The organism is Amycolatopsis sp. NPDC051373 (genome assembly GCF_040689465.1).
Classification (GTDB): domain Bacteria; phylum Actinomycetota; class Actinomycetes; order Mycobacteriales; family Pseudonocardiaceae; genus Amycolatopsis.
Genome location: NZ_JBFBAE010000037.1, coordinates 58655 through 83884 on the forward strand (window position 1 = coordinate 58655; position 25230 = coordinate 83884).

General features: G+C 71.7%; 18 protein-coding genes. 5 read left to right on the plus strand and 13 right to left on the minus strand.

Annotated features, from left to right (window positions below):
• The first annotated feature begins 4 nt into the window (after positions 1-4).
• A complete protein-coding gene (locus AB0383_RS44295) occupies positions 5-217 on the plus strand; it encodes a hypothetical protein (RefSeq protein WP_366190395.1) in 213 nt (70 codons plus the stop codon).
• A 3-nt stretch (positions 218-220) separates the two neighbouring features.
• Here the strand turns inward: AB0383_RS44295 and AB0383_RS44300 are convergent, their stop codons facing one another.
• Entirely contained in the window at positions 221-1603 is a 1383-nt protein-coding gene (locus AB0383_RS44300) for a replication-associated recombination protein A (protein ID WP_366190396.1), read from the minus strand.
• Between the two features lie 124 nt (positions 1604-1727).
• Here AB0383_RS44300 and AB0383_RS44305 point away from each other — a divergent pair, with 124 nt between their 5' ends.
• Genes AB0383_RS44305 through AB0383_RS44315 form a run of 3 tightly spaced genes read left to right on the plus strand, consistent with a single transcriptional unit; the run spans position 1728 to position 4494 of the window.
• Positions 1728-2432, plus strand: coding sequence for a TetR/AcrR family transcriptional regulator (locus tag AB0383_RS44305; RefSeq protein WP_364188348.1), 705 nt, complete (start codon positions 1728-1730; stop codon positions 2430-2432).
• Between the two features lie 40 nt (positions 2433-2472).
• Positions 2473-3681, plus strand: a complete 1209-nt coding sequence (locus AB0383_RS44310; RefSeq protein ID WP_366190397.1) for a cytochrome P450 — start codon at positions 2473-2475, stop codon at positions 3679-3681.
• A 60-nt stretch (positions 3682-3741) separates the two neighbouring features.
• Entirely contained in the window at positions 3742-4494 is a 753-nt protein-coding gene (locus AB0383_RS44315) for a metallophosphoesterase family protein (protein ID WP_366190398.1), read from the plus strand.
• Here AB0383_RS44315 and AB0383_RS44320 read toward each other — a convergent pair.
• The 8 genes from AB0383_RS44320 to AB0383_RS44355 form a co-directional block, all read right to left on the minus strand.
• Entirely contained in the window at positions 4460-5335 is an 876-nt protein-coding gene (locus AB0383_RS44320) for an SGNH/GDSL hydrolase family protein (RefSeq protein ID WP_366190413.1), read from the minus strand. The genes AB0383_RS44315 and AB0383_RS44320 overlap by 35 nt on opposite strands.
• A gap of 299 nt (positions 5336-5634) precedes the next feature.
• Positions 5635-6822 carry a phosphotransferase gene (locus tag AB0383_RS44325; RefSeq protein ID WP_364188339.1) on the minus strand — a complete coding sequence of 396 codons (1188 nt, stop codon included), beginning with the start codon at positions 6820-6822 and terminating at the stop codon, positions 5635-5637.
• A gap of 79 nt (positions 6823-6901) precedes the next feature.
• On the minus strand, positions 6902-7843 hold the full coding sequence (locus AB0383_RS44330) for a DUF389 domain-containing protein (RefSeq protein ID WP_366190399.1): 942 nt from the start codon (positions 7841-7843) through the stop codon (positions 6902-6904).
• Entirely contained in the window at positions 7843-9705 is a 1863-nt protein-coding gene (gene aspS, locus AB0383_RS44335) for an aspartate--tRNA ligase (RefSeq protein WP_366190400.1), read from the minus strand. The genes AB0383_RS44330 and aspS overlap by 1 nt, the downstream gene beginning before the upstream one ends.
• Positions 9706-10145: 440 nt before the next feature.
• Entirely contained in the window at positions 10146-12053 is a 1908-nt protein-coding gene (locus AB0383_RS44340) for an intein-containing Rv2578c family radical SAM protein (protein WP_366190401.1), read from the minus strand.
• Positions 12054-12105: 52 nt separating this feature from the next.
• Complete coding sequence (gene sthA / locus AB0383_RS44345; RefSeq protein ID WP_366190402.1) at positions 12106-13518, minus strand: Si-specific NAD(P)(+) transhydrogenase; 1413 nt, start codon at positions 13516-13518, stop codon at positions 12106-12108.
• A 167-nt stretch (positions 13519-13685) separates the two neighbouring features.
• Entirely contained in the window at positions 13686-13892 is a 207-nt protein-coding gene (locus AB0383_RS44350) for a DUF397 domain-containing protein (protein WP_364188328.1), read from the minus strand.
• A gap of 184 nt (positions 13893-14076) precedes the next feature.
• Positions 14077-17085, minus strand: a complete 3009-nt coding sequence (locus AB0383_RS44355) for a BREX system ATP-binding domain-containing protein (RefSeq protein ID WP_366190403.1) — start codon at positions 17083-17085, stop codon at positions 14077-14079.
• 291 nt (positions 17086-17376) lie between these two features.
• On the opposite strand from AB0383_RS44355, the gene AB0383_RS44360 reads away from it, so the two are divergent.
• The gene (locus AB0383_RS44360) at positions 17377-18771 is read left to right on the plus strand and encodes an FAD-binding oxidoreductase (protein ID WP_366190404.1); all 1395 of its coding nucleotides are present in this window, start codon (positions 17377-17379) and stop codon (positions 18769-18771) included.
• 58 nt (positions 18772-18829) lie between these two features.
• On the opposite strand, the gene AB0383_RS44365 is transcribed toward AB0383_RS44360, so the two are convergent.
• Genes AB0383_RS44365 through AB0383_RS44380 form a run of 4 tightly spaced genes read right to left on the minus strand, consistent with a single transcriptional unit; the run spans position 18830 to position 24697 of the window.
• Positions 18830-20143: a glutamine synthetase gene (locus AB0383_RS44365; protein WP_366190414.1), complete on the minus strand. Its 1314-nt coding sequence runs from the start codon at positions 20141-20143 to the stop codon at positions 18830-18832.
• Positions 20140-21933, minus strand: a complete 1794-nt coding sequence (locus tag AB0383_RS44370; protein ID WP_366190405.1) for an IucA/IucC family protein — start codon at positions 21931-21933, stop codon at positions 20140-20142. The genes AB0383_RS44365 and AB0383_RS44370 overlap by 4 nt, the downstream gene beginning before the upstream one ends.
• The gene (locus AB0383_RS44375) at positions 21930-23255 is read right to left on the minus strand and encodes a SidA/IucD/PvdA family monooxygenase (RefSeq protein ID WP_366190406.1); all 1326 of its coding nucleotides are present in this window, start codon (positions 23253-23255) and stop codon (positions 21930-21932) included. The genes AB0383_RS44370 and AB0383_RS44375 overlap by 4 nt, the downstream gene beginning before the upstream one ends.
• Entirely contained in the window at positions 23252-24697 is a 1446-nt protein-coding gene (locus AB0383_RS44380) for an aminotransferase class V-fold PLP-dependent enzyme (RefSeq protein ID WP_366190407.1), read from the minus strand. Before AB0383_RS44380 ends, AB0383_RS44375 begins: the two co-directional genes overlap by 4 nt.
• Between the last annotated feature and the right edge of the window lie 533 nt (positions 24698-25230).

Below are 25230 nucleotides of genomic sequence, written 5' to 3' on the forward strand. Positions count from 1 at the left end.
CGCCGTGTCGCTCGTCCTGGCGGTGCTCGCCGCGACCGGCACGGGCATCGGCCTCGCCACCCTGGTGACGCGCCTGCTCGGCACGTCGGTGACCGTCGACTGGGCCACCATCGCCGCACTCGCCGGCACCTGCGTGGCCCTGGTCTTCCTGGTGACCGCCCTCGCGCTGCCCGCCCTGCGCACCGCCATGCGGCCAGACTCCATCCGGACCGAGTGAGTCTTACTGCCGCTCGTCGCGAATGGTGCGGCGCAGGCGGGGCACGCGCTCGGCCAGGGGGCGTTCGCCGCCGCGTTGGGTGGGTTCGTAGTAGTCGCGGCCGACGAGTTCGTCCGGCGGGTACTGCTGGGCCAGGACGCCTTCAGGGACGTTGTGCGGGTAGCGGTAGCCCTGCGCGTTGCCGAGTTTCTTGGCGCCCGCGTAGTGGCCGTCGCGCAGGGGCGGGGGCACAGTGCCGGCCAGGCCGGCGCGGACGTCGGCCAGGGCGGCGTCGATCGCGGTGACCACTGCGTTGGACTTGGGCGCCGTGGCGAGGTGGATGGTCGCCTGCGCGAGGGCGAGGCGGCCTTCGGGCATGCCGATGAACTGCACGGCGTGGGCGGCCGCCACCGCCGCCTGCAGTGCGGTCGGATCGGCCAGGCCGACGTCCTCGCTCGCGTGGACCACGAGCCGCCGCGCGAGGAAGCGCGGGTCCTCCCCCGCTTCGATCATGCGGGCCAGGTAGTGCAGCGCGGCGTCGACGTCGGAGCCTCGGATGGACTTGATGAACGCGCTGATCACGTCGTAGTGCTGGTCGCCGTCGCGGTCGTAGCGCACGGCGGCCTTGTCCACAGTGGACTCGACGGTGGCGAGGTCGATCGTCTTGGCCTCGGTGGCCAACGCGGCGTCGGCGGCGGCCTCCAGCGCCGTGAGCGCACGGCGCGCGTCGCCGCCGGCCAGGCGCACGAGGTGGTCGCGCGCCTCGTCGGTCAACCTGAGCGAGCCGCCCAGGCCACGTTCGTCGGTCAGCGCGCGGTCGAGCAGCTTCACGATGTCCTCGTCGGTCAGCGGCCGCAGCTGCAGCACCAGCGACCGCGACAGCAGCGGGGACACGACGGAGAACGACGGGTTCTCGGTCGTCGCGGCCACCAGCAGCACCGTGCGGTCCTCGACCGCGCCCAGCAACGCGTCCTGCTGTGTCTTGGAGAAGCGGTGCACCTCGTCGATGAACAGCACGGTGTTCTCGGCGTTGTACTGCCGGCGCCGCCGCGCCTCCTCGATGACGCCGCGCACCTCCTTGACGCCCGCCGACAGCGCGGACATCGCGACGAACCGGCGGCCCGTCGCGATCGAGACGAGGTTCGCGAGCGTGGTCTTGCCCGTGCCCGGCGGACCGTAGAGCAGCACGGACGCCGGCGCGGCCCCCTCCACGAGGCGACGCAGCGGCGCGCCCTCGCGCAGCAGGTGCTGCTGCCCGACCACCTCGTCGAGCGTGCGCGGCCGCATCCGCACGGCCAGCGGCGAGCTCGCCGGGTCGGCCTGCGGTTCGGCCGACGAACCAGCTCGCGTCGGTTCCGGCGGCGGCCCCAGGTCGGGGTTCACCGTGAAGAGTTCGTCCTGTGCCACACCGTTGACGTTAACCGACCACCCCGACAACTTCGCTTGCCCGGCCCGCGTACCCGCGCTACCGTTGACCCCGTGACCAGATGAGCAAATCCGGTCACATGGTCAACGATCAAGGGAGACGAAGGTGCCGGACGAGCCGAACCGCGACCGCGCGGACCGGATCCTCGACGCGGCGGCCGAGCTGCTGGTGCGCTGGGGCTCGCGCAAGGTCACGATCGAGGACATCGCGCGCCGCGCCGGCATCGGCAAGGGCACCGTCTACCTGCACTGGCGCACCAAGGACTCACTGTTCGGCGCGTTGCTGATGCGCGCTTCGGTGCGGCTGCTCGAAGCGTCCGTGGCCGAGCTGCGCGCCGACCCGCACACGGTCGTGCCGCACCGCTACTTCCGCTCGACGTTCCTGCTCACGACGCGAGACCCGCTGCTGTCGGCGATGCTCGCGAACGACACGGAGCTGCTCGGCGACTACGCGATCAGCGCGGCCGAGACCCAGCGGGAGGCCGCGGAGGCGGTCGAGCGCACCTTCGAACTGTTCCTCGGCAGCGGCCTGCTGCGCGGCGACATCCCGGACGTGCGCTTCGCGCTCGGCGCCGCGTCCAGCGGGTTTTACCTTTACGGCAACATCAATCCCGAGTTCGCGGACACGCCGCTCGAGGCCAGGGCCGACGCGCTGGCCCGCGTGATCCGCGCCGCCTTCGAACCGCCGGGCGAACCCGACCCGGGCACGGTCGAGAAGGCGGCCGACGAGCTCCGCACGGTGTTCGAGGCCTACGCCTCGGCCGCCCGCGCGGTGATCTACCCGGGGAAACCCACCACCGGCGCCGGCTGATCCCGGCCCGTCCGTGAAGACAGATTGGGGCTGTCGCACCATGAGCACCGCACTTCCCGAAGCCTGGACCATCCACAAGGAACAGTTCTGGCTGCGGGGCCACCGTCCCGAAAACCCCGTGGAGTTCAAGCCCGAGCTGGGCACGTGGAACGTCTACGGCCACCCGGAGGCCCACGAAATCCTGTCCGACCCGGCCACGTTCTCCTCCGACACCGCACGGCTGCTGCCCGAGAAGACCCTTGGCGACACCAAGGAGCTCTCGGCCGGCAACCTGCTCCAGCTGGATCCCCCGCTGCACAACAAGATGCGCAAGCTCGTGAGCCGCGCCTTCACGCCGAAGGTCGTGGCCGACCTCGAGCCGCGGATCGCCGAACTGACCCACGAGCTGCTCGACGAGGCCGCCGGGCGCGACCACCTCGAGCTCGTCGCCGACCTCGCCTACCCGCTGCCGGTGATCGTGATCGCCGAGCTGCTCGGCGTGCCGGCGAGCGACCGCCACCTGTTCCGCGAGTGGGTGGACCGGCTGTTCGAGAGCCCGGAGCAGTTCTCGCTCACCGACGACTCCGAGGAACAGCAGCAGCGGCTGAAGGAACAGCTGGCCGTGAGCCGCAAGTTCACCGACTACCTCGGCGAGCACGCCGACGAGCGCCGCCGCAACCCGCGTGAAGACCTGCTCACCAAGCTCGTCGAAGCGGAGGTCGACGGAGAACGGCTCACGCGTTCGGAGATCGTGAACTTCGCCCAGGTGCTGCTGCTGGCCGGGCACATCACCACCACGATGCTGCTGGGCAACACCGTGCTGTGCCTCGACGCGTTCCCCGAGTGGGACGCCCGCGTGCGCGCGGACCGATCGCTGCTGGCGCCGGTGATCGAGGAGTCGCTGCGCTACCTGTCGCCGTTCGGGGCTGTGGCGCGCGTGACCAACCGCGAGGTGACGGTCGGCGGCACCACGATCCCGGCCGACCAGATGCTCATGGTCTGGGTCGCCGCGGCCAACCGCGACCCGCGCGTGTTCGCCGAGCCGGACTCGTTCGACCCGACGCGCGAGGACATCACCCACGCGCACCTGGCGTTCGGGCGCGGCATCCACTTCTGCATCGGCGCGCCGCTCGCGCGGCTCGAAGGCCGCACGGCGCTGAACATCCTGCTCGGCCGCTACCCCTCGCTGCGCACGATTCCCGGTGAGCCGCCGGCGTTCCAGCCCAACCCGGCGATGACGGGTGTGACCAAGCTGCCGCTCTCGGTGTAATCCGTTGCGCCACCGGCGAACATCCCTCGCCGGTGGCGCCGCGGCAGGCAGACTGGGCCGATGGTCTCTTCCGTCGCCGTGCTTTCGGACATCCACGGAGTGCTGCCCGCGCTCGACGCCGTGCTCGCGGAGCCGGACGTCGCGGCGGCCGACGTGGTCGTGCTGTGCGGCGACCACGCCGCCGGTCCCCTGCCGCGGCAGACGCTCGACCGGCTCGGGGCACTCGGCGAACGCGCGGTGTGGGTGCGCGGCAACGCCGACCGCGAACTCGTGTCACTCGCCGGCGGTGGCACCACGCAGATCCCCGACCCGATCGCGCCGTGGGCCGCGGCTGAGCTGCGCCCGGACCAGGTCGAGCTGCTCGCCTCGCTGCCGCCGACCGTCACGCTCGACGTCGACGGGCTCGGCGAGGTGCTGTTCTGCCACGCGACCCCACGCGACGACGAGGAAGTCGCCCTCGTCGACAGCCCGCTGTCCCGCTGGGCGGAGGTGCTCGCCGGGGTCACGGCGGAAACCGTGGTGTGCGGCCACACGCACATGCCGTTCGTGCGGCTCGCGGACCGCACGCGGATCGTCAACCCCGGCAGCGTCGGAATGCCGTACGGCACAACGGGTGCGCACTGGGCCCTGCTCGGCCCCGGCGTGCAGCTGCGCCGAACCCCTTACGACACCGCGAAAGCGTGCGAGGTACTGGCCGGCTCGGGGTACGCCGACATCGAAGAATGGGCGGACTACTTCGTGCGCAACCCGGTGTCCGACGTGGAAGCGTTGCGCGTGTTCAGTCCACGCGCTCGCGGAACGACCGCCACATGATCGCCACCGCGTAGGGCAGGAACTCGCGCCCGCGGCGCCACAGCCAGGGCACGCCCCGCGCGACCAGCCACACGACGTGGCTCGCGGTGCTCGGCTGGACGCCGCCCGAGCAGGTCAGGCTCACCGGATCCGGCACCGCGAACCCGGCTTCGGCCAGCAGCGCCGTGAAGCCGAGCGCCAGCATCCGGTGGCCCAGCTCCGACGGGTGCAGCCGGTCGACGCTCCACGACGGCAGGTCGTAGGCGCCGGGCATCGCATCGAGGTCCAGGCACGGCACGGCTTCGGCGGCCACGACCGCGTCGATGATCTCGTTGAGCTCCGCGACGCGGGCGCTGAGCGCGCGCTTGATCGACGGCGGGAGGCGGAACACCTTGCCATGGTCGTGGAAGCGCACCGGCACCAGCAGCGTGCCGTGGGCGGCGAGCGTGCGGATGAGCTCGGTGAGGTCGGCGGAGATCTGCTCGGCGTCGAAATCGGGCCGCAGCGTGTCGTTCATGCCGACCACGAGCAGCGCGACCTCGGGCCGGAACTCCAGCACCGCCGGCAGCTGCTGGGTGAGCACGTCCTTCATCCGCGCGCCTTCGAACGACGGGTTGAGGTACCCGTCCTCGTCCACCCCGAGCGCGGCGGCGACCAGCGGCCCCACTCCGCGCCAGCCGCCTCGGTTCGGCAGCGGGTCGCCCAGACCCACGGCGGTGGAGTCCCCCAGCATGGCCAGCCGGCGCGCACGGCGCGGCTCGTCGGCCGGCGCGGCGTCGGTGGTCTGCCGCTGCGGCGCGGGATCGGCGGGTTCGGGGAAGCGGGTGACTTCGACGCTGATCACGGTCACGCAGAAGACCATCCGGCACCGAAACTCACCTGCGGTGATGACCAGGTAACGCGGCATGGACGGGGGCTGAAACTCTTGGCATGTCCTGTCCGCCCGGCGGGGTCGGGATTGCCGGTTTCCCGTGTTCACCCGCGCGAACCGGGATCTTTCGGGTAAATCGGGCCAGCCGTGTCCGGCAATGCTTTGGTTCTGATAGCCGTGCGCGGAGGAGCGCCGCGGGACGGTAGACGACGGGGATTTTGTCGTAGCGAGTGGCCAAGCCACGCCCCTGCAGCACGCCGACAAGGCGCCGCGGCTTTGTCAGACGCGGGCTAGCGGAAAGCGGGGTAGAACGCGAGGTCCGCGTGCGGTCCCAGCCGCGCGCCGAGCGCCGCCGCCACGCGCTGGGCGTGCTCGGCGATGTCGGTGAGGCGCGCGTATCCCGCGTGCTTGGCCAGCTCGCGCCACCACGTGACGAGCGCCGCCTCGCGGCTCACGGGCGTGGCGTGGCGGCTGAGGTCGAGCTTGGGCAGCGTCTCGCGCGTGATGAGCCAGACCATCAGCAGCTCGCTGATCGTGAGCTGCGCGGCGAGCTCCTCGTCGTCGGCGAACGAGGGCCACACCGACACGACCTCGGCGCGCCAGGCCGCGATCATCGCCTCGCTCATGCCCGCGGGCAGGGCCAGCGCGTCTTCGCAGGAGGCGAACGGCAGGCGTAGGTACGCGGCGTCGACCAGGGCCGTGCGCACACGGCCGCGTTCGAAGTCGAGGAACCGCACGCCGGAGCCGGTCACGAGGTTGTTGTCGGGGCTCAGGTCCACCGGGCTGAACGCGCGGAACGACGCCGAGCGCGCCTGCGCGGCCGCCTGGGCGACGCGGTCGTGGACCGGCTCGGCGACCACCACGTCGAGCAGGTCCGCCAGCATCGGCGGCACCTCAGCGGTGAGGTCGGCGAGACCCGCGTCCTGGTTGCGCACCGGGCCGCCGAGGCGGCGCAGCAGCGCGTTGAAGTCGGCTTCGCGGCTGGCGGTGCTCGCGTGCAGGCGCCCGAGCGAGCGAGCCCACGACAGCAGCGCGCGCTCGGCCGCGCGGGAATCACGCGAAGCGAGCTTGTCCTGCAACGTCGGCGCGCGGCCGAGGTCCTCGATCACGAGCACGCGGTGGCGCCCGTCGTGGGCGAGCAGCTCGGGGCACATGCGCTCGTCGGGCGCCAACGCTGTGAAGAGCTGGTAACTCACCGCTTCCTGCGCGAACGGGTCGGCCTCGCCGGACTCGGGCGGGTCGGGGTAGTGCTTGATGACCAGCGTGCGCGGCAGCGCGAACGACGACGACACGACCCGGGCCCGCACGACCGTGGCCGGTCCGCTGCCTTCGAGTCCTTCCGGTGACACCAGGGTGATCGCGCTGCCGAAGCGGCGCGAGAGCACCGCTTCGCCCGCCGCGACCGCCGCGGCAACAGCGAGCTGCCCGGCTCCTGCCCCGACGCCCGCGTCGCCGGCGGAGGAGGTGTCGACTGTCATTGGCACCGACCCTACTCGTGACTGAGCAACCATGACCACAGTGATCCGGGCAAGAACACGCGAACCGACGCGTAGTTCATCACCCGCGTGAAAGCGGACGTAACAGGGCGCCGGAACGTTGCTTGCGCCGTCGAAGTATCAGCACAATGGCCGCAGCGAGCACGATCCCGATCAAGTTCACGAACAGCTGCAGCACCGAATACCCGGCCCGGTCCCAGCGGCCCGCGACCGCCGCCACCATCGCGTAACCGGCGGCGGGCACGGTGGTCACGGAGATGAACACCCCGACCAGCGCGGCAGACTTCGCCGACGTCATGGCGAGCATCCCGGCCGCTCCCGCGAGCAGAGCGACGATGAACGAAGCCTCGCCGACCTGGTAGACGAAGTCGACTTCGTGGTTGTTCACGATGTCGGCCGGGTCGACGGCGCCGGTCACCTTCCCCAGCAGCACCGCCACTCCCGTGAGCACCATGGCCACCGGGAACCCCACGGCGAGCGCGACCAGCGCTTGCCGGACCAGGTCCCAGCGCCGCAGCACGAGCCCGACTGCGATCGCCGCGAGCGGGCCGAACTCCGGCCCCACCACCATGGCGCCGACCACCGTCACCGGCGAGTCGGTGATCACACCTACGGCCGCGAGCAGGCAGGCGATCGTGAGGAACGCCTGAAACGTGACGGTCCAGCGCGACTCCTCGCCCGTGCGGCCGAGCAGCTCCTGCCACACCATCGCGTCGGCACCCTCGCCGGGCGCGGCTTCCTCGGCGGCGTCGGCCGCGTCGGACACCGCGGTGTCGAGGTTCTCGAGCGTGATCCCGCCGGTGCGGTCGAGGTGCAGCGCGCACAGCGAGTCGACGATCTCGCCCGCGGCTTCACGGGCCACGTCGGCCTCCACGAGGTCGCCCTCGGGCACAAGGGCGGCCCCGTGGTGCACCACGAGGTGTGCGGTCCCGGAGTGTGCTCGCAGATAAGCGAGCACCTCGGGGGTCCGCTCCGGCGGGCACAAGGCCCTGAGGTGGAGCATCAGCCCTGGGGCTGGGCCGGTTTCGCGCTCTGGGACTCGGCGGCCTGGGACTTGCCGCTCTCGGACTTGGCGTTCTCGGACTTGGCGCTCTCGGATTTGGCGCCCTGGGGCTTGGCGTCAATGCCGGCTTCCTTGCGCTGCTGCGCCGTGATGGGCGCGGGCGCGGCCGTGAGCGGGTCGTAGCCGCCGCCGGTCTTGGGGAAGGCGATGACGTCGCGCAGCGAGTCGGCCTTCGCCAGCAGCATCACGATGCGGTCCCAGCCGAACGCGATGCCACCGTGGGGCGGCGGGCCGAAGGCGAACGCGTCGAGCAGGAAGCCGAACTTCTCCTGCGCTTCCTCCTCGCCGAGGCCCATCAGCGCGAACACGCGCCTCTGCACGTCGCCGCGGTGGATACGGATCGAGCCGCCGCCGATCTCGTTGCCGTTGCAGACGATGTCGTAGGCGTAGGCCAGGGCGGCGCCCGGGTCCTGCTCGAACTTGTCGACCCACTCCGGCGTGGGCGAGGTGAACGCGTGGTGCACGGCGGTCCACTTGCCCGAGCCGACGGCCACGTCGTCGCCGATGTCCTCGACCGGCGCGAACAGCGGCGCGTCGACGACCCACACGAACGACCAGGCGTCCTCGTCGATGAGGCCGAGGCGCTTGCCGATCTCGTCGCGCGCGGCGCCGAGCAGCCCCTGAGTCGTGGCGGTCTTGCCGGCGGCGAAGAAGATGCAGTCGCCGGCCTTCGCGCCGGCGGCCTTGGCCACGTTCTCGCGCTCGGTTTCGGACAGGTTCTTCGCGACCGGGCCGCCGAGCGTGCCGTCCTCGTTCACGAGGATGTAGGCGAGACCGCGGGCGCCGCGCTGCTTCGCCCACTCCTGCCACGCGTCGAGCTGGCGGCGCGGCTGGTCGGCGCCGCCGGCCATCACGACCGCGCCGACGTAGGGCGCCTGGAACACGCGGAACGGAGTGTCGGCGAAGAACTCCGTCATGTCGGTGATCTCGAGGTCGAAGCGCAGGTCCGGCTTGTCGGAGCCGTACTTGGCCATGGCCTCGTGGTAGGTGATGCGCGGGATCGGGCGCGGGATCTCGTGGCCGATCAGCTTCCACAGCGCGGACACGATGTCCTCGCCGAGCTTGATCACGTCGTCCTGGTCGACGAAGCTCATCTCGATGTCGAGCTGCGTGAACTCCGGCTGGCGGTCGGCGCGGAAGTCTTCGTCGCGGTAGCAGCGCGCGATCTGGTAGTAGCGCTCGAGGCCACCGACCATGAGCAGCTGCTTGAACAGCTGCGGTGACTGCGGCAGCGCGTACCAGGAACCGGGCTTGAGGCGCGCCGGCACGAGGAAGTCGCGGGCGCCCTCGGGGGTGGAGCGGGTCATCGTCGGTGTCTCGACCTCGACGAAGTCCTGCTCGTCGAGCACGGCGCGCGCGGCCCGGCTGACCTGGCTGCGCAGGCGCATCGCGGCCGCCGGGCCGCTGCGGCGCAGGTCGAGGTAGCGGTACTTCAGGCGCACCTCTTCGCCGACGTCCACGCGGTCGTCGATCGGGAACGGCAGCGGCGCGGCCTCGGACAGCACCACGAGCTCGGTCACGAGGACCTCGATCTCGCCCGTGGGGATCTCGGCGTTCGCGTTGCCCTCGGGCCGCTTCGACACCTCGCCGACGATCTTCACGCAGAACTCCGACCGCAGCGCGTGCGCGCGCTCGGCCATCTCGCCCTCGCGGAAGACCACCTGGGCCACCCCGCTGGCGTCGCGGAGGTCGATGAAGATGACTCCGCCGTGATCGCGCCGCCGCGCCACCCAGCCGGTGAGGGTGACGGTCTGACCGGCCTGCTCGGCACGCAGGGTGCCGGCTTGATGAGTGCGGAGCACTGCGACTGCTCTCCTTAGCCCACGGGTTCACGGGTTCGTCGACGGGTTTTCGCCGAACACAGAGGCTAACGAATGGTGGGGAGAAGGGCGCGACCAGGTTTGAGTCGCTGTTCGAGTCGCCTTGAGCGGGGGTGGCGGAGATCCGAAGAGGGGGAGATCCGGTTGTGGGCATCGGCCGGGGGAAGACACGCCCCGCCCTCCCTGGGGGCGTCTCTTGTCCAGTCTATCCGGCACCCCCGACAAAACGGCGAGAACGCCGCTGGACCGCCGAGCTGTCCACAACTCGGGGCAGGTGTGGACAACTCTGCCAACGGTCATGCGCCGAGCGCCGGGAACGCCGCGCCAAAGGCGAGAGGGGACGGTGACCCGGCCGCTCGGGGGGCCTGACGGCCGGGTCACCGCTGCTGAGCGCGCCGGTCGGGGAAGGCCGGGTGGCGCGGTCAGAGCAGGCGGAGCTGTTCGGCGGGTGGTGGGGCTTCCACCCGGGGCTCCGGGGCTTCCGGTTCGGCGGCCGTGCGGGGGTTGTAGCCCGTTTTCGGGGCCAGGCCGTGGCGGCGCAGCAGCGGGCCGACGCGTTCGCCGAGTTGCTGGCGGTAGGCGCGGTCGACGTAGCTGCCGCGGGCGTAGAGGCGTTTGTAGCGCGGTACCAGCGCGGGGTGGTTGCGGCCGAGCCACGCGGTGAACCACTCGCGCGCGCCGGGGCGCAGGTGGAGGGGGATGACGCTGACGCTGTCGGCGCCCGCGGCGGCGAGTTCGGTGAACAGCGCGTCGAGCGCCTCGACCGAGTCGGTGAGGTACGGCAGCACCGGCGCGACGAGCACGGAACACGGCAGGCCGGCCGAGCGCGCCTTGCGGACGAGGTCGAGCCGCGCTTGAGGGCTCGGTGTGCCGGGTTCGAGGCGGCGTTGCAGTTCGCGGTCGAGCAAGGCGATGGAGACCGCCAGGCTCACCGGCACGTCGTTCGCGACCGACTCCAGCAGCGGTAGGTCGCGGGTGAGGACTGTGCCCTTCGACAGGATGGACAGCGGCGTGCCCGAATCGGCCAGGGCGCGGATGATGCCGGGCATGAGCTGGTAGCGGCCTTCGGCGCGCTGGTACGGGTCGGTGTTCGTGCCCATCGCCACGTGCTCGCGCTGCCAGCTGGGCCGTTTCAGTTGCGCGGCAAGGACTTCCGGTGCGTTGATCTTCACCACGACCTGGGTGTCGAAGTCGTGGCCCGCGTCGAAGTCGAGGTAGGTATGGGTGTTGCGGGCGAAGCAGTTATGGGACACCATGCCGTCGGCCACGAAATCGCCGGTGCCGGTGGTGATGTCGAACAGCGGCAGCTCCAGGCCGAGCGACTCGACGGACGTGACGACGCGCCGCACGGACCCGATCGTCGTGCCGTCGAGAGAGCGCTTCCACGCGACGGCCGGATCGGTCAGATGCAGGAACCGCAACACTTCCCCGGCGCCGCCGGTCAGCCGCGCCTGGCGCCGGCCGGCGTACTCGCGGTGGCCGACCGTGTCGTAGCCGAACGAGAACCGGTCCAGCGCGGCGAACATCGCGTCGACCACGTCGGTCTCGTCGTGCGCGATCGATAGCACCCCGCGCCGGTACGCGCCCGCCAGGTCGAACAGCCCGGCGAGGAACCCGCGCGCCCAGTGCGCGTCGGGCTTCCGCGGCAGGCTCATGAATCCCACGGACGAACCGAAATCGGGCAGGTACCGCACCGCTCGCGCCGCGGCGTCTTTCTCCGTCGCGAAGCCGCCGGAGCGCAACATCCCGCACAGGTAACCGGCGCGGTAGCCGAGCGTGTCGTCGGGTGTGCGCACGAACTTGCCGCCGCCGACGAGCTCCGTGCCCTCGACCAGGTGCGGCCGCTGCGCCGCGCCCAGCTTGCTGCCCGTGACGTACTTCCAGCCGCGCGCGCTGAGGAACCGGTGGTCGGGCCCGGTGACGAGCGCGGTGCCGTCGTCCAGCGTCACGCGGTACGCCTCGCGCACCGTCGTCCAGTGCGCCAGGACCTCCGTGGGCACCAGCCGCCGCGCGACGCCGTGGCCGCGCGTGCCGAGGATCCGCTCCCCCACCTGCAGGTCGGCGATCGGCTTCGCGCGCCCGTCGGCCATCAGCACGGGCGTGCCGCCTTCGAGGCAATACGTGCACGCGTGGGAACACCCTCGGTACGGGTTCACGGTCCACCGGAACGGCACCTGCGACCCGTCGGGAACCCGGTTCAGCACGGACTTGGCGTGCACCTCGTGAAAGGTGACGCCGTCGAACTCCGGTGACCGCACGGACCGCAGCAGCCCGTCCAGACCAGGCAGGATCGGCTCGCCCTCCCCCGCTCGTTGTCGTTCCCATCGCACCCGTCCAGTCGAACACATGTTCTATCGAGTGTCAAACAGGTGTTCGAAGACCTCAGATCGGGAACCGGTCCAGAGCCCGGATCTTGTTCGTCGCGTCCAGGGCCGCGACCTTGTAGGCCTCCGAGAGCGTCGGGTAGTTGAACACCGCGTCGACCAGGTAGTCGACGGTGCCGCCGCAACCCATGACGGCCTGGCCGATGTGGACGAGGTCCGTGGCGCCCGTGCCGAAGACGTGGACGCCCAGCAGTTTTCGGTCCACTGTGGACACCAGGAGTTTCAGCATGCCGTAGCTGTCGCCGGTGAGCTGGCCGCGCGCGAGCTCGCGGTAGCGGGAGATGCCGACCTCGTACGGCACCGAGGACGACGTCAGCTGGGCCTCGGTGGCGCCGACGTAGGAGATCTCCGGGATCGTGTAGATGCCGATGGGCTGCAGGGCGCCGAGGCCGTTCGCCGGTTCGCCGAACGCGTGGTACGCGGCGAGCCGGCCCTGGTCCATCGAGGTGGCGGCGAGCGCGGGGAAGCCGATGACGTCGCCGACGGCGTAAATGTGCTCGACCTCGGTGCGGTAGTGCTCGTCGACCGACAGGCGGCCGCGTTGGTCGGCCAGCAGGCCGGCGTTCTCCAGGGCGAGCTCGTGGGTCATGCCCTGGCGGCCGGCGGAGTACATCACGCCGTCGGCCGGGATGCGCTTGCCGCTGGCGAGCGTGGTCACGGTCGTCGCGTCCGAGACCGCGACGTTCGCCACCTTCTCCCCGAACCGGAACGTGACGCCGAGGTCGCGGAGCTGGAACTTCAGCGACTCCACGATCTCCGGGTCGCAGAAGTCGAGCATCTGGTCGCGCTGCTCCACCACCGTCACGCGCGAGCCGAGCGCGGCGAACATCGACGCGTACTCGATCCCGATCACCCCTGCCCCCACCACCACGAGCGACGACGGGATCGCCTCGAGCCGCAGGATCTCGTCGGAGTCGAGCACGCGCGCGGCGTCGAAGTCGACGTGCGCGGGGCGCGCGGGCCGGGTACCCGTGGCGATCACGATGTGGTCGCCCGACACCGTGCGCCGGTCGCCGACGTGCTTGCCCTCGACGAGCACCGTGTGCGGATCGGCGAACGACCCCGTGCCCGGCACGAGGTCGATGTGGTTGCGCAGCAGCTGGGCCCGGACCACCTGAACTTCGCGCCCGACCACGTGCTGGGTGCGCGCCATGAGGTCGGCGATGGTGATGTCCTGCTTCACGCGGTAGCTCGGGCCGTAGAGCTCGCGCTGGTTCATCCCCGTCAGGTAGAGGACCGCCTCGCGCAGTGTCTTGGACGGGATGGTGCCGGTGTTGACGCACACCCCGCCCACCATGTCGTGGCGATCGACGACCGCCACCTTCTTCCCCAGCTTCGCGGCCGCGATGGCGGCCTTCTGCCCACCCGGGCCCGAGCCGATGACGATCAGGTCGTAGTCGTGTTCGCTCACGGTGCGAGCCTGCGCACTCACTCCCCGCGCCGCAAGCCCTGGCCCGCGCCCGCCACGCCGCATTAACGCCGTGTTCGCGCGCGGCTGACCCGAAAGGCCCAAACCACCCGCGGAATCGGCCGTGCCCCAGCATCGTCGGGATGCTGGGGCACGCTCGCTCGCCTCGGTCAGCGGGCCGAGGTCTCCCGGTTCACGGTCGCCAGGAACCCTCGCCAGCCGGCCGGCGAAAGCTCGAAGTGACCCGCGCCGGGGTCCTTCGAGTCCCGAACTGCCACTGCGTCGAGCGGACCCGCCGCGGGGAACCCGACCTCAACACAGTCGCCCTGCGCGCTTCCCGAGTAGGACGATTTCCGCCAAAGGCGGTCACCGGTCATCTCCACCCTCCATCTCCTCGATCAAGTCGGCGATGAGACCCACCGATTGTCGGGTGTTCGTCCACGAGCGGATCGGCGAACCTGAGCGACCCGTCTGAGGGATCCCGCACGAGGGACCCGCCGGACCATTCTCAACCGGCCGTCAGTACCGGTCTGTCAGTCCCGGTCTGTCAGTACCGGTCTGTCAGTACCGGTCGAGGTCCCGTTCACAACGCAGCCGAAGCGTCGTACTCCCCTGCGCGGCAGCCAGTTCCACCGCCGTCTTCAGGCGGATCCGGCCCTGTTCGCGGCCGTCGTAGGCGGAGCGCAGCCGCAGCACCTCGGGGAGCCACCAGAGGTCGTCGCGGGCTTGGCCGACGACGAGGGCCGCGTCGAGGGCGGCGCGGGCCGGGCCGGGGCGGTCGTGGCGCGCCATCAGGTCGGCCTGCAGTGCGAGCCAGTAGGGCATGCGGGCGAGCGAGCCCTCGGCCTTGAGGTTGGCGACGCCGCGGCGGATGTCGGCGAGGCCGTCGGCGTCGCCGCGCACCCAGCCGCCCAGGACGAGGCCCCATTCGCGGTAGTAGGCGAAGCCGTAGCGGTCACAGAGCTCGCGCAGCTCGGCCGAGACCTCCTTCACGTCGTCGAGGTCGCCGCGCATCTGGTGTGTGATGCCGGCGTACGCGAGGGCCACGGCGAGGCTGTACGGGTGCGTCTTCGTGCGCGCCAGGCGCACGGCTTCACGGCTGCTGCGGAGCGCTTCGTCCTCGTGCCCCAGCAGCCAGTGCGCGTGCGCGGCCCAGGCCGGGCTGTGCACCTCGGGCCGCGTGCCGATGGGCAGCGACGGCGCGCCGCGCGTGAGGCGGGCGGCGAGGTCGAAGTGGCGCAGCGCCTCCCCGGGCCGGCCGAGGCTCACCGACGAGCCGGCGAACGCGAAGTGCGCGGAGCCGTTGAGCTCGTCTTTGGTGCGGTCGTCGACGACGAGTTCGAGCGCGCGTCTCGCGGCCTCGTGCGCACGGGCGGTGCGGCCTTGCACGAACCGCGACGTCCACAGCCCGACCAAGGCGACGAGCGTGGAATCCTGCTGCCCCAGGCGTTCCGCGAGCACGATCGAGCGTTCGAGGGCCCGCTGGAGGTCGGGGGACGCGTAGCCGAGCCGGGCGTTGAGGGGTCCGGAGAGGGCTTCGAGCACCTCCAGCTCACGACGGTCGGTCTCCGGTCCGGAGGGGGCGCCGGCGAGCAGCGACAGGGCTTCGCGCAGCAGCCGGATCGCCTCGCCGTGGGCGAAGGTGCCGGCCGCGAGCTCGGCGGCCCGGCGGTAGAACTCGACCGCACGGTCGGGGCGGCCGCCGCGGGCGTACTGCTCGGCCAGCTGCGCGGAGACGGAACCGGTGTCGCCGGGGTGCAGCAGTTCGAGGCTCTGGGCGAGCCGGCGGTGCAGCAGCCAGCGCCGCGCGCGGGTCACCTGCCGGTAGGCGGCGTCGCGGAGCAGGTCGTGGGAGAAGTCGTAGCCGTCGCGGAACTCGCGCAGGATCCGCAGCCGCCACAGCTCGTCGACGGCGCGCACCACGGCTTCGGCGTCGAGGTCGCTGGCCTCGGTGAGCAGGTCGAGCGAGAAATCGCGGCCGACGGCGGCGGCCAGGCCCGCGATCTCGCGGGCGTCGGGGGTCGGCTGTCGCAGGCGTTCGGTGAGCACGGCGTCGAGGTCGCCGGGCGGGCCGCCGGAGCGCAACGCCTCCACCACGGACAGCGGGAAGCCGCCGGTCGCGACGTGCAGAAGGGTGAGCTCGTCGCCGGTGGGCAGGAGGCCGGAGACGGATTCGGCCAGGCGCGCGGTGTCGTCGAGGTCCAGCGGGCTCAGATCCACTTCGGACAGCCGGCCGGTGGCGCGCAGGCGTTCGGTCCAGCCGGCCAGGGTGCCGTCGCCGTGATCCGACCGCTGCGTCGCGGCGAGCAGCAGCGGCGCGCGCGGTTCGAGGCCGAGGCAGAACAGCAGGAACGCCAGGCTTTCCTGATCGCACCACTGCGCGTTGTCGAGCACGAGCAACGTCGGCCGGCCGGCGCCGGTGAGGGCGCGGGCGAGGCCTTCGAAGAAGCGGTGTCGTTGCCACGCGTCGGCCACCGCGCGCACTGTGCGCACAACGGGGGCCGGTCCGCTGCCCTTGCCGGCCGGGACGAGCCGGTCCACTTCGGCGCGCCACACCGGCGCGAGCGTCGCCAAAGACGGCTGGAGCACGGGGTTGCGCAGCCAGTCCGCCACCGGCGCCAGCGCGAGCCGGCCCGACGTCCCGAAGCACTGCGTCCCCGCCACCACCGCACCTTGGCTGCGCGCGAGCCGGGCCAGCTCGACCACCAACCGCGTCTTGCCGACGCCGGCGTCGCCCCGCACGAGCGCCACCGACGGCTGCCCGCGCGCGGCTTGCTGCCACCGTTCCCGCAGCTGCGTGAACTCGCGGGTGCGGCCGACGAGCAGGGATTCGCGGTTGGGCACGGCATCGGCCAGCAGCCGCCGCAAGGCCGCCTGCGTGGCGCGGTCGGGCACCACACCCAGCTCACGTTCGAGCACCGACGCGCACTGGTGGTAGGTGCTCACGGCCCCGGCGCGGTCGCCGAGGTCGGCCTGCAGCTCCATGAGCGTGCGGTAGCCCAGCTCCTCCAACGGCCGCAGGCGGATGCGGCGGCGGGCCGTCTCGGCGGCGCCTGCGAGGTCGCCCAGGCGGCATTGGGCGTCGCCGAGCAGGTCGCACAGCGCCACGCACTGTTGTTCCAGCTCGGCGCGGGGTGCGAAGAGCCACTCGTCGCCCAGCCCGGGCATCAGCTCACCGCGGTACTCGGCCAGCGCGGCGCCGGCGTGGGCGCGGACTTCCTCGTCTTCGCCGGCGGCCAGCGCAGCGCGGCGTTCGGCGTCGAACACGCGCACGTCGACGCGGCAACGGGGAGTGTCCTGCCAGGACAGATCCGTCGCCGTCGCGAGCAGCGCCGAGTCCTCACCCAGGACCTGGCGCAGGTGGTGCAGCTCGCGGCGCAGGTTCGTGCGGGCCTGCGCGTCGGAGGAATCGGGCCAGAACAGGGACGCGATCCGCTGCCTCGGCTGCGGCATCCCCGCGTGGGTCACCAGGTAGCCGACGAGCGCGATCGCCCGCGGCGACCGGGTCACCGCCGGCCCGGTCGCACCGTGGGTGACCGACTGCTCGCCCAGCAGCGACACGTAGAGCATCCCGGGGTGCCTCCTGCCCAGCCACGGTAGTCGGGCGCACGCCGACGGTGGGCACACCCGGTGACCCCCGCGCCGACTCGACTCATCAGCCTGCGGTGCGCCCCGTCGAGAAGTCCTGGCAGACCGCCAAAAAATCGGCAGCCGGTCTCCGTCACCGGCAAAAAACTCGTCGCCCCGAACGCCGCGAACGGGCCTCTCGGCGAACCCGAACGCTGCGCGAACGCCCCGTACCTAACTTCGGTGGGGCAGGCAGCCCGACCGGGAGGCCTTTCCACATCAGGGAGAAATCGCATGACCACCATCACCGCACCGTTTCCCGAGCTGGCACTCGCGCTGAGGGGCGAGCTCGTGACGCGCGGCGACGACGGCTACGACCAGGCGCGCGCCGTCTACAACGGGATGATCGACAAGCACCCGGCCGCCATCGCGCGGTGCACGGACACCGCGGACGTCGTCACGTGTGTGAATTTCGCGCGGGAGAACCGGATCGACCTCGCCGTGCGCGGCGGCGGGCACAACGCCGGCGGGCTGGGCATCGCCGACGACGCGCTGGTGATCGACCTTTCGGCGATGCGCAGCACGACCGTGGACCCCGAGACGCACACCGTGCGCGTCGACGCCGGGTGCACGTGGGGCGACGTCGATCATGCGACAGTCGCCTTCGGCATGGCCACGCCTTCGGGGTTCTTTTCCACGACCGGTGTCGGTGGGCTCACCCTCGGCGGCGGGATCGGCTACCTGGCGCGGCGCTTCGGGCTGACGGTCGACAACCTGCTCTCCGCCGACGTCGTACTCGCCGACGGAAGTTTCGTGCACGCGAGCGAGAAGTCGCACCCGGACCTGTTCTGGGCGCTGCGCGGCGGCGGCGGGAACTTCGGCGTGGTCACGTCGTTCACCTTCCGCTGCAACGACATCGGCGAGTACGGCACGATCATCGGCGGCCCGGTGCTCTACGCGATCGAGGACACCGAAGAAGTGCTGCGCTGGTACCGCGAGCTGCTGCCTTCGCTGCCCGAAGAGCTCAGCGGCTGGTTCGGCCTGCTCACCATCCCGCCGGCACCGCCGTTCCCAGAGGAGCTGTGGGGCCGCAAGGCCTGCGGCATCGTCTGGTGCTACACGGGGCCTCACGCCCGGGCCGACGAGGTGCTGGAGCCGGTGCGTTCCTTCGGTTCCCCGCTCGTCGTGGGGCTGCAGCCGATGCCCTTCAACGTGTTGCAAACCGCGTTCGACGCGCTGTACCCGCCGGGGCTGCAGTGGTACTGGCGCGCCGACGTCACCACGGAGATTTCCGATGAGGCGATCGCGATCCACCGCCGCTACGGGGATCTGCTGCCCACCGGACACTCGTCCATGCACATGTACCCGATCGACGGCGCCGCCGCCCGGGTCGCCGCCGACGCCACGGCGTTCCCCTACCGCGACGGTGGCTGGTCCGGCGTGATCGTGGGCGTCGACCCCTCGCCCGACAACCGGGAGAAGATCACGCGCTGGACCAAGGACTACTGGACCGAGCTGCACCCGACCTCGGCCGGCGGCGCGTACGTCAACTTCATGATGGAGGAGGGCGACGACCGCGTGAAGACCGCCTACCGCGGCAACTACGAGCGGCTGGCGCAGGTCAAGAACCGGTACGACCCGGAGAACCTGTTCCACATCAACCAGAACATCCGGCCGTCCGGTTCGTGAGCGGCCCAGCCGGGTGGCTGTGGCGCGGCGGTCGGGGCCGCACCGCAGCACTGGGCGGTCAGGAACGGAGGGAGCCGCGACGGCGCTGGAAGTCGGTGACGGCGTCCAGCCCGGCGTGGAGTTCCTGACGCAGCAAGGCGAGCTGCTGGGTGGAGACATCCTCCCCCAGCAGCTCGCTCAGGCGGCCCTTTTCCAGCTCCGCCAGCGCTTCCCACGGCGTCGGGGCGAGTTCGCCCACGGCCGTGCCCGGGTCCGGGGGCGTCAGGCCGTCGGCCACGCCGGCGTTACCGGCCGCCACCAGGGCGGCCACGACGAGGTGCGGCTGGGCATCGGCACCGGCGAAGCGGAACTCCAGCCGCGGCGACGCGGAGGTGCCGCAGAGCCGGACGGCGGCGGTCCGGTCGTCCAGGCCCCAGCGCAGCACGCGCGGGGAGAACGACGCGGTGCGCAGGCGGACGTAGCTGTTCCACGTGGGCGCCCACACGGCGGTCAAAGCCCGCGCGTCGCGAAGCACACCCGCGAGGAAGGCACCGAGGCCGAACGGGAAACCCGCCGGACCGTCCGGGGTCGACAGTGACAGGTGGACGTGGCACGAGTTGCCCTGCCCGGTCTCCGGAGCGGCGAGGTAGTCGGCGCTCGCGTTGTGCCGGGTCGCGACGCGGCGGGTGAGCAGCTGGAGCAGCAGTGCGTCGTCGCACGCGGTGAGCGCGTCACGGTGGCGCAGCACCACCTCGTACTGGCCGGGGTGGCATTCGGCGCGGGCGGACTCCACGCCCAGGACCGAGGCGGCCGAGCGCAGGTCGGCCAGGAGCGGGGCCAGGCGTTCGGTGCCGCCCACCGCGTAGTCCACGCCGTGACCGGTCAGCGGGGTGCCGGAGCCGTCGCGGAACACGACCTCGTGCTCGATCCCCACCGACGGCACCAGACCGAACTCCTCGAGCGCGGCCAGCTGCGTTCGCAGCACCGTGCGCGGCGCGAGGCCCGCCGGTTCGCCCGAGGGCAGTTCGGCGTCGCACACCACAGCCCAGGTGCGATCGCCCAGCGGCACGGCCGTCGCGGCGTCCGCGCGCATGCGCAGGTCGCCGAAGCCGCCGAGGTAGGAGCTCAGGGAACCGTTGTCCGACAACGGTTCCCGCTCCGGGGTCCAGGCGAAGACGTAGCTGCACACGCCGTAGCCGTCGTCGAGCACCGACGCGGCGAACGGCGCCTCCAGCTCCACCGCGGCGAACCGCGCGTGCGGATCGGGCACGAGCAGGACCAGCCGCGTGCCCTCCTCGGCCAGTACGTGCCGCAGCACGGCCGCCGCGGCCGAGCCGGCCTCCGCGCGCACGGTGAGCGAGCGCGCGCCGACGGGCCGGTCGAACGGCGTCACCACGCGCCGTCCGGATCCGGCGCGTGCAACGGGTTCGGCACCCGGCCCCAGCGGACGTCGAACTCGTCGTCGCGCTCCACCTTGTCGAAGCCCTGCCCGGCGAAGTGCTCGCGGTTGAGCGTCACGCGCTCCACGTCGGGCGCGAACAGCCGGCACGCGTCGAAGCGCTCGGCGACGTCGGGGTTCTCGTCGCGGTAGCGGCCGACGACCTCGCGCACCAGGGCCCAGAAGTCGCCGCGCGCCAGGCCGACGTCGTCGAGCAGGATCTCCGCCCAGAACCGCAGCTGGCCGGAGAACACCGAGCTGAACAGCGACTGCGCGAGCAGGTGGGCGGGCCAGCGGAGCATGTCGGCGTCGGCCTCGGGCGGGAGGTCGGCGTAACACGGCAGTTCGTCGTCCATCAGGTCCACGCCCTGGGCGAAGTCCTTGATGGCCACGCGCACGGGCCGGCTGTCGGCGTCGACGACGAGGATGAGGTTCTGGCCGTGGGGGCAGAACCCGACACCGTAGCGCAGCAGCCACTGCAGCAGCGGCGTGAGCAGCAGGTCGAACAGCCACGACAGCCACACTTCGGCGCCGTCGCCGGCCTGGGTGATCAGCCGCGTGAGCACGGCTTCACCCGAAGCGTCGCGGTAGGGCAAGGCGGCGAACGAGATCGCGCGCTCGCCCTCGGCCAGCGTCGCGACGAGCGGCTCGCGCCAGAGCGCGCCGAGCGTCTCGTGGAAGCGGTAGGGCAGCTCTTCGAGCGCGCCGAACAGCGGGTGGCGCACGGACACGCTCGCCACCTCGCCCAGCAGCGCGAACCGGTACTTCTCCGACAGCAGCGGGTCGGCCGCGTCGACGCGCCGCAGCCATTCGGTGACCGACGGTCCGGCCAGCGTCGCCGCGGAGTTCAGGCCGCGGTAGACCAGCGTGTTGCGCACGGACACAGCGGTTTTCACGTCGTGGCGATCGGGGTGGCTGCGGTTGGCGAGCGTGCGCACCGTCTGGTGCGGCCGGTAGGCGTCGGCGCTGCACCCCAGCTCGATCATCCGGCCGGTGGCCAGCTCGGCGGAGTACAGCGTGCCCAGGATCTCGTCGGCCTGCCATGGATGCACGGGCACCCACACGTAGTCGGCCGGGTCGCCGACGGCGGCGACGCGCGTGGTGAACTCCTCACGCTGAGCGTCGTCCAGTTCTCGGCGGAGCAGCGCGGCGGCGTCGAGATCGGCGACGAAGCGGAACTGCGCCAGGTCGCGGTGCACGGCATACCAGCGCAGCCGGACGTCCTCGCCAGCCTCCGGCGCATAGCGGGCGCGGTCGGGCGCGGAGAACCCGACGCGGCCCTTGTTCAGCACGAGCCGCGGGTGTCCGGTGAGGTGACCGTCGGCGAGGCTGTAGTCCATTGTGGACAGTTCGGCGGCCGTCGGGGCGCGGCGCAGGCGGGCGGCCTCGTTGGTGACGGTGGCGGTGAGCTCGGCGAGCACGTCGGCCAGGCGCAACCCGGTGAGGCCCAGCGTCTCCCGTGCGTCGACGACCAGGGTGCGCGGGTCGTCGGCGGGTGTTTCGGCGCTGTCGGCGAGCCGGACGGCGCTGCCCGGCAGGACCGTCCACGACTCGAACGCGCCGCGGCGGGCCTCGAAGCGGTACGAGACGTCGCCGGGGAGGTCGAGCAGCCAGGTGCGGTGGCCGTCGCGGGTCGGTTCGCCGGGCCGCGGGCGCAGCATCGCCTCGTAGGACAGCTCACCGAGCATTTTGTGCGTCACGAGCGAGCCCGCGGCCCGCCAGGCGGCGGCGTCGGTCAGGGTCACTGCTCCTCCGTTTTGTCCGTGCGGGTGGTGTCGAGGCTGGTGTTGTTCAGGCCGAACGTGGTGAACGCGGTGCGGTCGGGCAGGTCGTAGACGGCCTTGCCGCACACCGCGTTGAGGATCGCCGCGGCGCGCCAGGCGCCGAGGCCGAGGTCGGGCGCGCCGGGGCCGTGGGTGTGACGCTCGGCGTTCTGCACGAACACCGAGCCCGTGACGCCGTTGCCCAGCTCCAGCCGGTGGTCGGCCCCGATGACGAGGCGGCCGTGGTCGTCGCGGCGCGCATCGAGCTCCTGCAGCAACGGAGCCGTCGGCGTTTCCGCGTAACCGGTCGCGGAGACGACGGCCGCCGTGCGGTGCGTGGCGGTGCTCCCTTGCTGGGCGTGCCGCAGGCCCAGCTCGATCCCGCCCTCGCCGGCCGTGGCCGAGACGACCTCGACGCCGGGCGTGAGCGCCGCGCCGGGCCAGCCGCCGCCGATGCTGCGGCGGTAGAGCTCGTCGTGGATCGCGGCGATGGTCTCCGTGTCGATCCCCTTGTACAGCTGCCATTGCGACGGCAGCAGCCGGTCGCGCACCGCCTCGGGCAGGCCGTGGAAGTAGGCAGTGTAGTCCGGCGTGAACTGCTCCAGCCCCAGCTTCGAGTACTCCATCGGCGCGAACGCGGGCGTGCGCGCGAGCCAGCGCAGACCGTCCACAGTGGACCGCGAGCGCAGCAGGTCGAGGAACACCTCCGCGCCCGACTGTCCCGACCCGACCACGGTCACCGTCTGCGCGGCCAGCAGCTCGGCGCGGTGGGTGAGGTAGTCGGCCGAGTGCAGCGCGAGCACGTCCGGCGCCGCGACGAGGTCCCCCAACGGCTCGGGCACTCTCGGCCGGGTCCCGACGCCGAGCACGACCGACGACGCCAGCACCGGCTCAGTGCCCGACACGGTCAGCTCGAACGCCTCTTCCGCCGCCACCCAGCGAAGGCCGGTGACCTCGTGGCCGAAGCGGCACGCGGGCAGGCGGGCGGCGGCCCAACGGCCGTAGTCGTCGTACTCCGCGCGCGACAGGTGGAAGCGCTCGGCGAAGTAGAACGGCAGCAGGCGGCCGCGTTCGCGCAGGTAGTTGAGGAACGAGTGCCGGCTGGTGGGGTCGACGAGCGACACCAGGTCGGCGAGGAACGGGACCTGCAGTGTCGCGCCGTCGACGAGCAGCCCGGGGTGCCAGCGGAACTCCGGGCGCGCGTCGAAGAGCACCACGTCGAGCTGGTCGAGCGGGTCGGCCAGCGCGGCGAGCGAGAGGTTGAACGGCCCGATCCCCACGCCCGCGAGGTCGAAGCGCCTCACGAGGCGACCGGGCTTTGCGGTGCGGTCACGCCGCGCTCGGCCGCGGCCGTGGCGGCGACCTGGTCGAGGAGGGCGACGTAGTCCTCGGCCGTGGTGTGCGGGTGCAGCAGGGTGAGCTTGAGCCACAGCTGCGAAGCGCCGTCCGGCCCGGTCGGCAGGGCGCCGCGGCCGATCACAGCCGTGCCGGCTTCCAGCAGCGTGCGGCGGACGCGGGCGACGAGGTCGTCGTCGGCGCCACGCGGGCGGAAGACGACCGTGGACAGCTCCGGTTTGCCCCACGACTGAAGGGCCGGGTGGCGTTCCACCAGCTCGTTGACCTGGGTCGCGGTGGCGCAGCAGCGTTCGACGAGGGCGCCGAGGCCTTCGGTGCCGAGCGCGCGGACGGTCACGGCCATGCGGAACGCGTCCGGGCGGCGGGAGGTGCGGATCGAACGGCCGAGGAGATCGGGTAGGCCGGCTTCGGTGTCGTCGTCGGCGTTGAGGTACTCGGCGCGGACAGTCAGCGCGGAGAGGTCAGCCCCGTTTCTCGCGGCGAAGAGGCCGGCGGCGACGGGTTGCCAGCCGAACTTGTGCATGTCGAGGGCGACGGAGTCGGCCAGTTCCAGGCCGGCGACGCGAGGGGCGAGGGATTCGCTGCAGAGGAGCATGCCGCCGTAGGCCGCGTCGACGTGGAGGCGGGCGCCGGAAAGGCGGCAGATGCGGGCGATCTCCGGGAGCGGGTCGATGCGGCCGGTGTTGGTGGTGCCGGCGGTGGCGACTACTACGGCGGAGGCGCCGAGGGGGGCCAGGGCTTCTGCGAGTGCGGTGGGGATCATGCGGTCGTCTTGGCAGGGGACGACGACGGGCGCGGGGAGGCCGAGGAGCCAGGCGGCGCGGGCGACGCTGTGGTGGGAGTTCGCGCCGCAGACGGGGCGGATGGTCGTGGCCGTGGTTTCCCGGGCCAGGAGGAGGCCGAGGAGGTTGGATTCGGTGCCGCCGGAGGTGACCACCGCGTCGGCGGTGGGGGTGCCAGGGAAGCAGAGGTGGGAGATGCCGGAAAGGAACTCTGCTTCGAGTTCGCTGGCCATGGGGGCTTGGTCCCAGGAGTCCATGGAGGGGTTCATGGCTGCGGCTACTACGTCTGCGGCGACGGAGACGGCCAGTGGGGGGCAATGGAGGTGGGCGGCGCAGGCCGGGTCTGCCGGGTCGGCTGTGCCTGCCGCCAGGAGAGTTGAGTAGTGGTGGAGGGCTTGTTCGGCGCCGATGCCGGTTTTGGGGAGGTATTGGGTGCCGCCCGAGGCGGCCAGGGAGGCGGCGACGGTGGCGGGGCCGCCGGAGGGGATGGGGCCGTTGCGTTCGGTGATGCCCGTCGCCATACCGCGCAGGGCTGCGGGGAGGAGTTCGGTGAGGTGTGCTGCACCGTCGCGACCGCCGGCCAGCCAGGTCGCTGAATCTCCACCCATGGAGCCGCCTTTCTTAGGGTAACCTTGCCTACCCTATGCAACAATACGGATACCCACTGCTAGAGGACGGGGCGGGTCCTCTGTGTTCAGGATGGAGTGGGCGGTGGGGTTGTTGCGTCGGCCGATTGGGGGGTCGGTGGGAGGTTTGGGGACGGCTCGGTGCGCGGGGCGCACCATTGCCGATTTTCGGGTGGGTGGTGGGGCACCCCGATTTTTGATTGTCACGACGGTAGAGATCGGCTTGTCAAGGCGGGAAAGAGTACCTTGACAAGCCGATCTCTACCGTGTTGGGAAAAGAATCGGGGGCCGGCCGGGGGAAGGTTGCGGGGAGGGGATAGTGCGCTGGTGGGTTGCGTTGCCGGGTGAGGGGTGGGGAGGGGCAAGAACGCGGGGAGGTGAGCGGGGCGGTGAGTTGCGCTGCCGGGTGAAGGGTGGGGTAGAGGCAAGAACACGGGGACCTCAGGTGGGGCAATGAGTCGCACTGCCGGGCGGAGGTTGAGCAGAGGCAAGAGCGCGGGGAGCTTGGGGTGTAA

Bases quoted from the DNA above. Each gene is read 5' to 3' on its own strand.
- AB0383_RS44310 (WP_366190397.1), top strand. From the start codon at position 2,473: ATGAGCACCGCACTTCCCGAAGCCTGGACCATCCACAAGGAACAGTTC.
- AB0383_RS44315 (WP_366190398.1), top strand. From the start codon at position 3,742: ATGGTCTCTTCCGTCGCCGTGCTTTCGGACATCCACGGAGTGCTGCCC.
- AB0383_RS44320 (WP_366190413.1), bottom strand. From the start codon at position 5,335: ATGGTCTTCTGCGTGACCGTGATCAGCGTCGAAGTCACCCGCTTCCCC.
- AB0383_RS44325 (WP_364188339.1), bottom strand. From the start codon at position 6,822: ATGACAGTCGACACCTCCTCCGCCGGCGACGCGGGCGTCGGGGCAGGA.
- AB0383_RS44330 (WP_366190399.1), bottom strand. From the start codon at position 7,843: ATGCTCCACCTCAGGGCCTTGTGCCCGCCGGAGCGGACCCCCGAGGTG.
- AB0383_RS44350 (WP_364188328.1), bottom strand. From the start codon at position 13,892: ATGACCGGTGACCGCCTTTGGCGGAAATCGTCCTACTCGGGAAGCGCG.
- AB0383_RS44355 (WP_366190403.1), bottom strand. From the start codon at position 17,085: ATGCTCTACGTGTCGCTGCTGGGCGAGCAGTCGGTCACCCACGGTGCG.
- AB0383_RS44360 (WP_366190404.1), top strand. From the start codon at position 17,377: ATGACCACCATCACCGCACCGTTTCCCGAGCTGGCACTCGCGCTGAGG.
- AB0383_RS44380 (WP_366190407.1), bottom strand. From the start codon at position 24,697: ATGGGTGGAGATTCAGCGACCTGGCTGGCCGGCGGTCGCGACGGTGCA.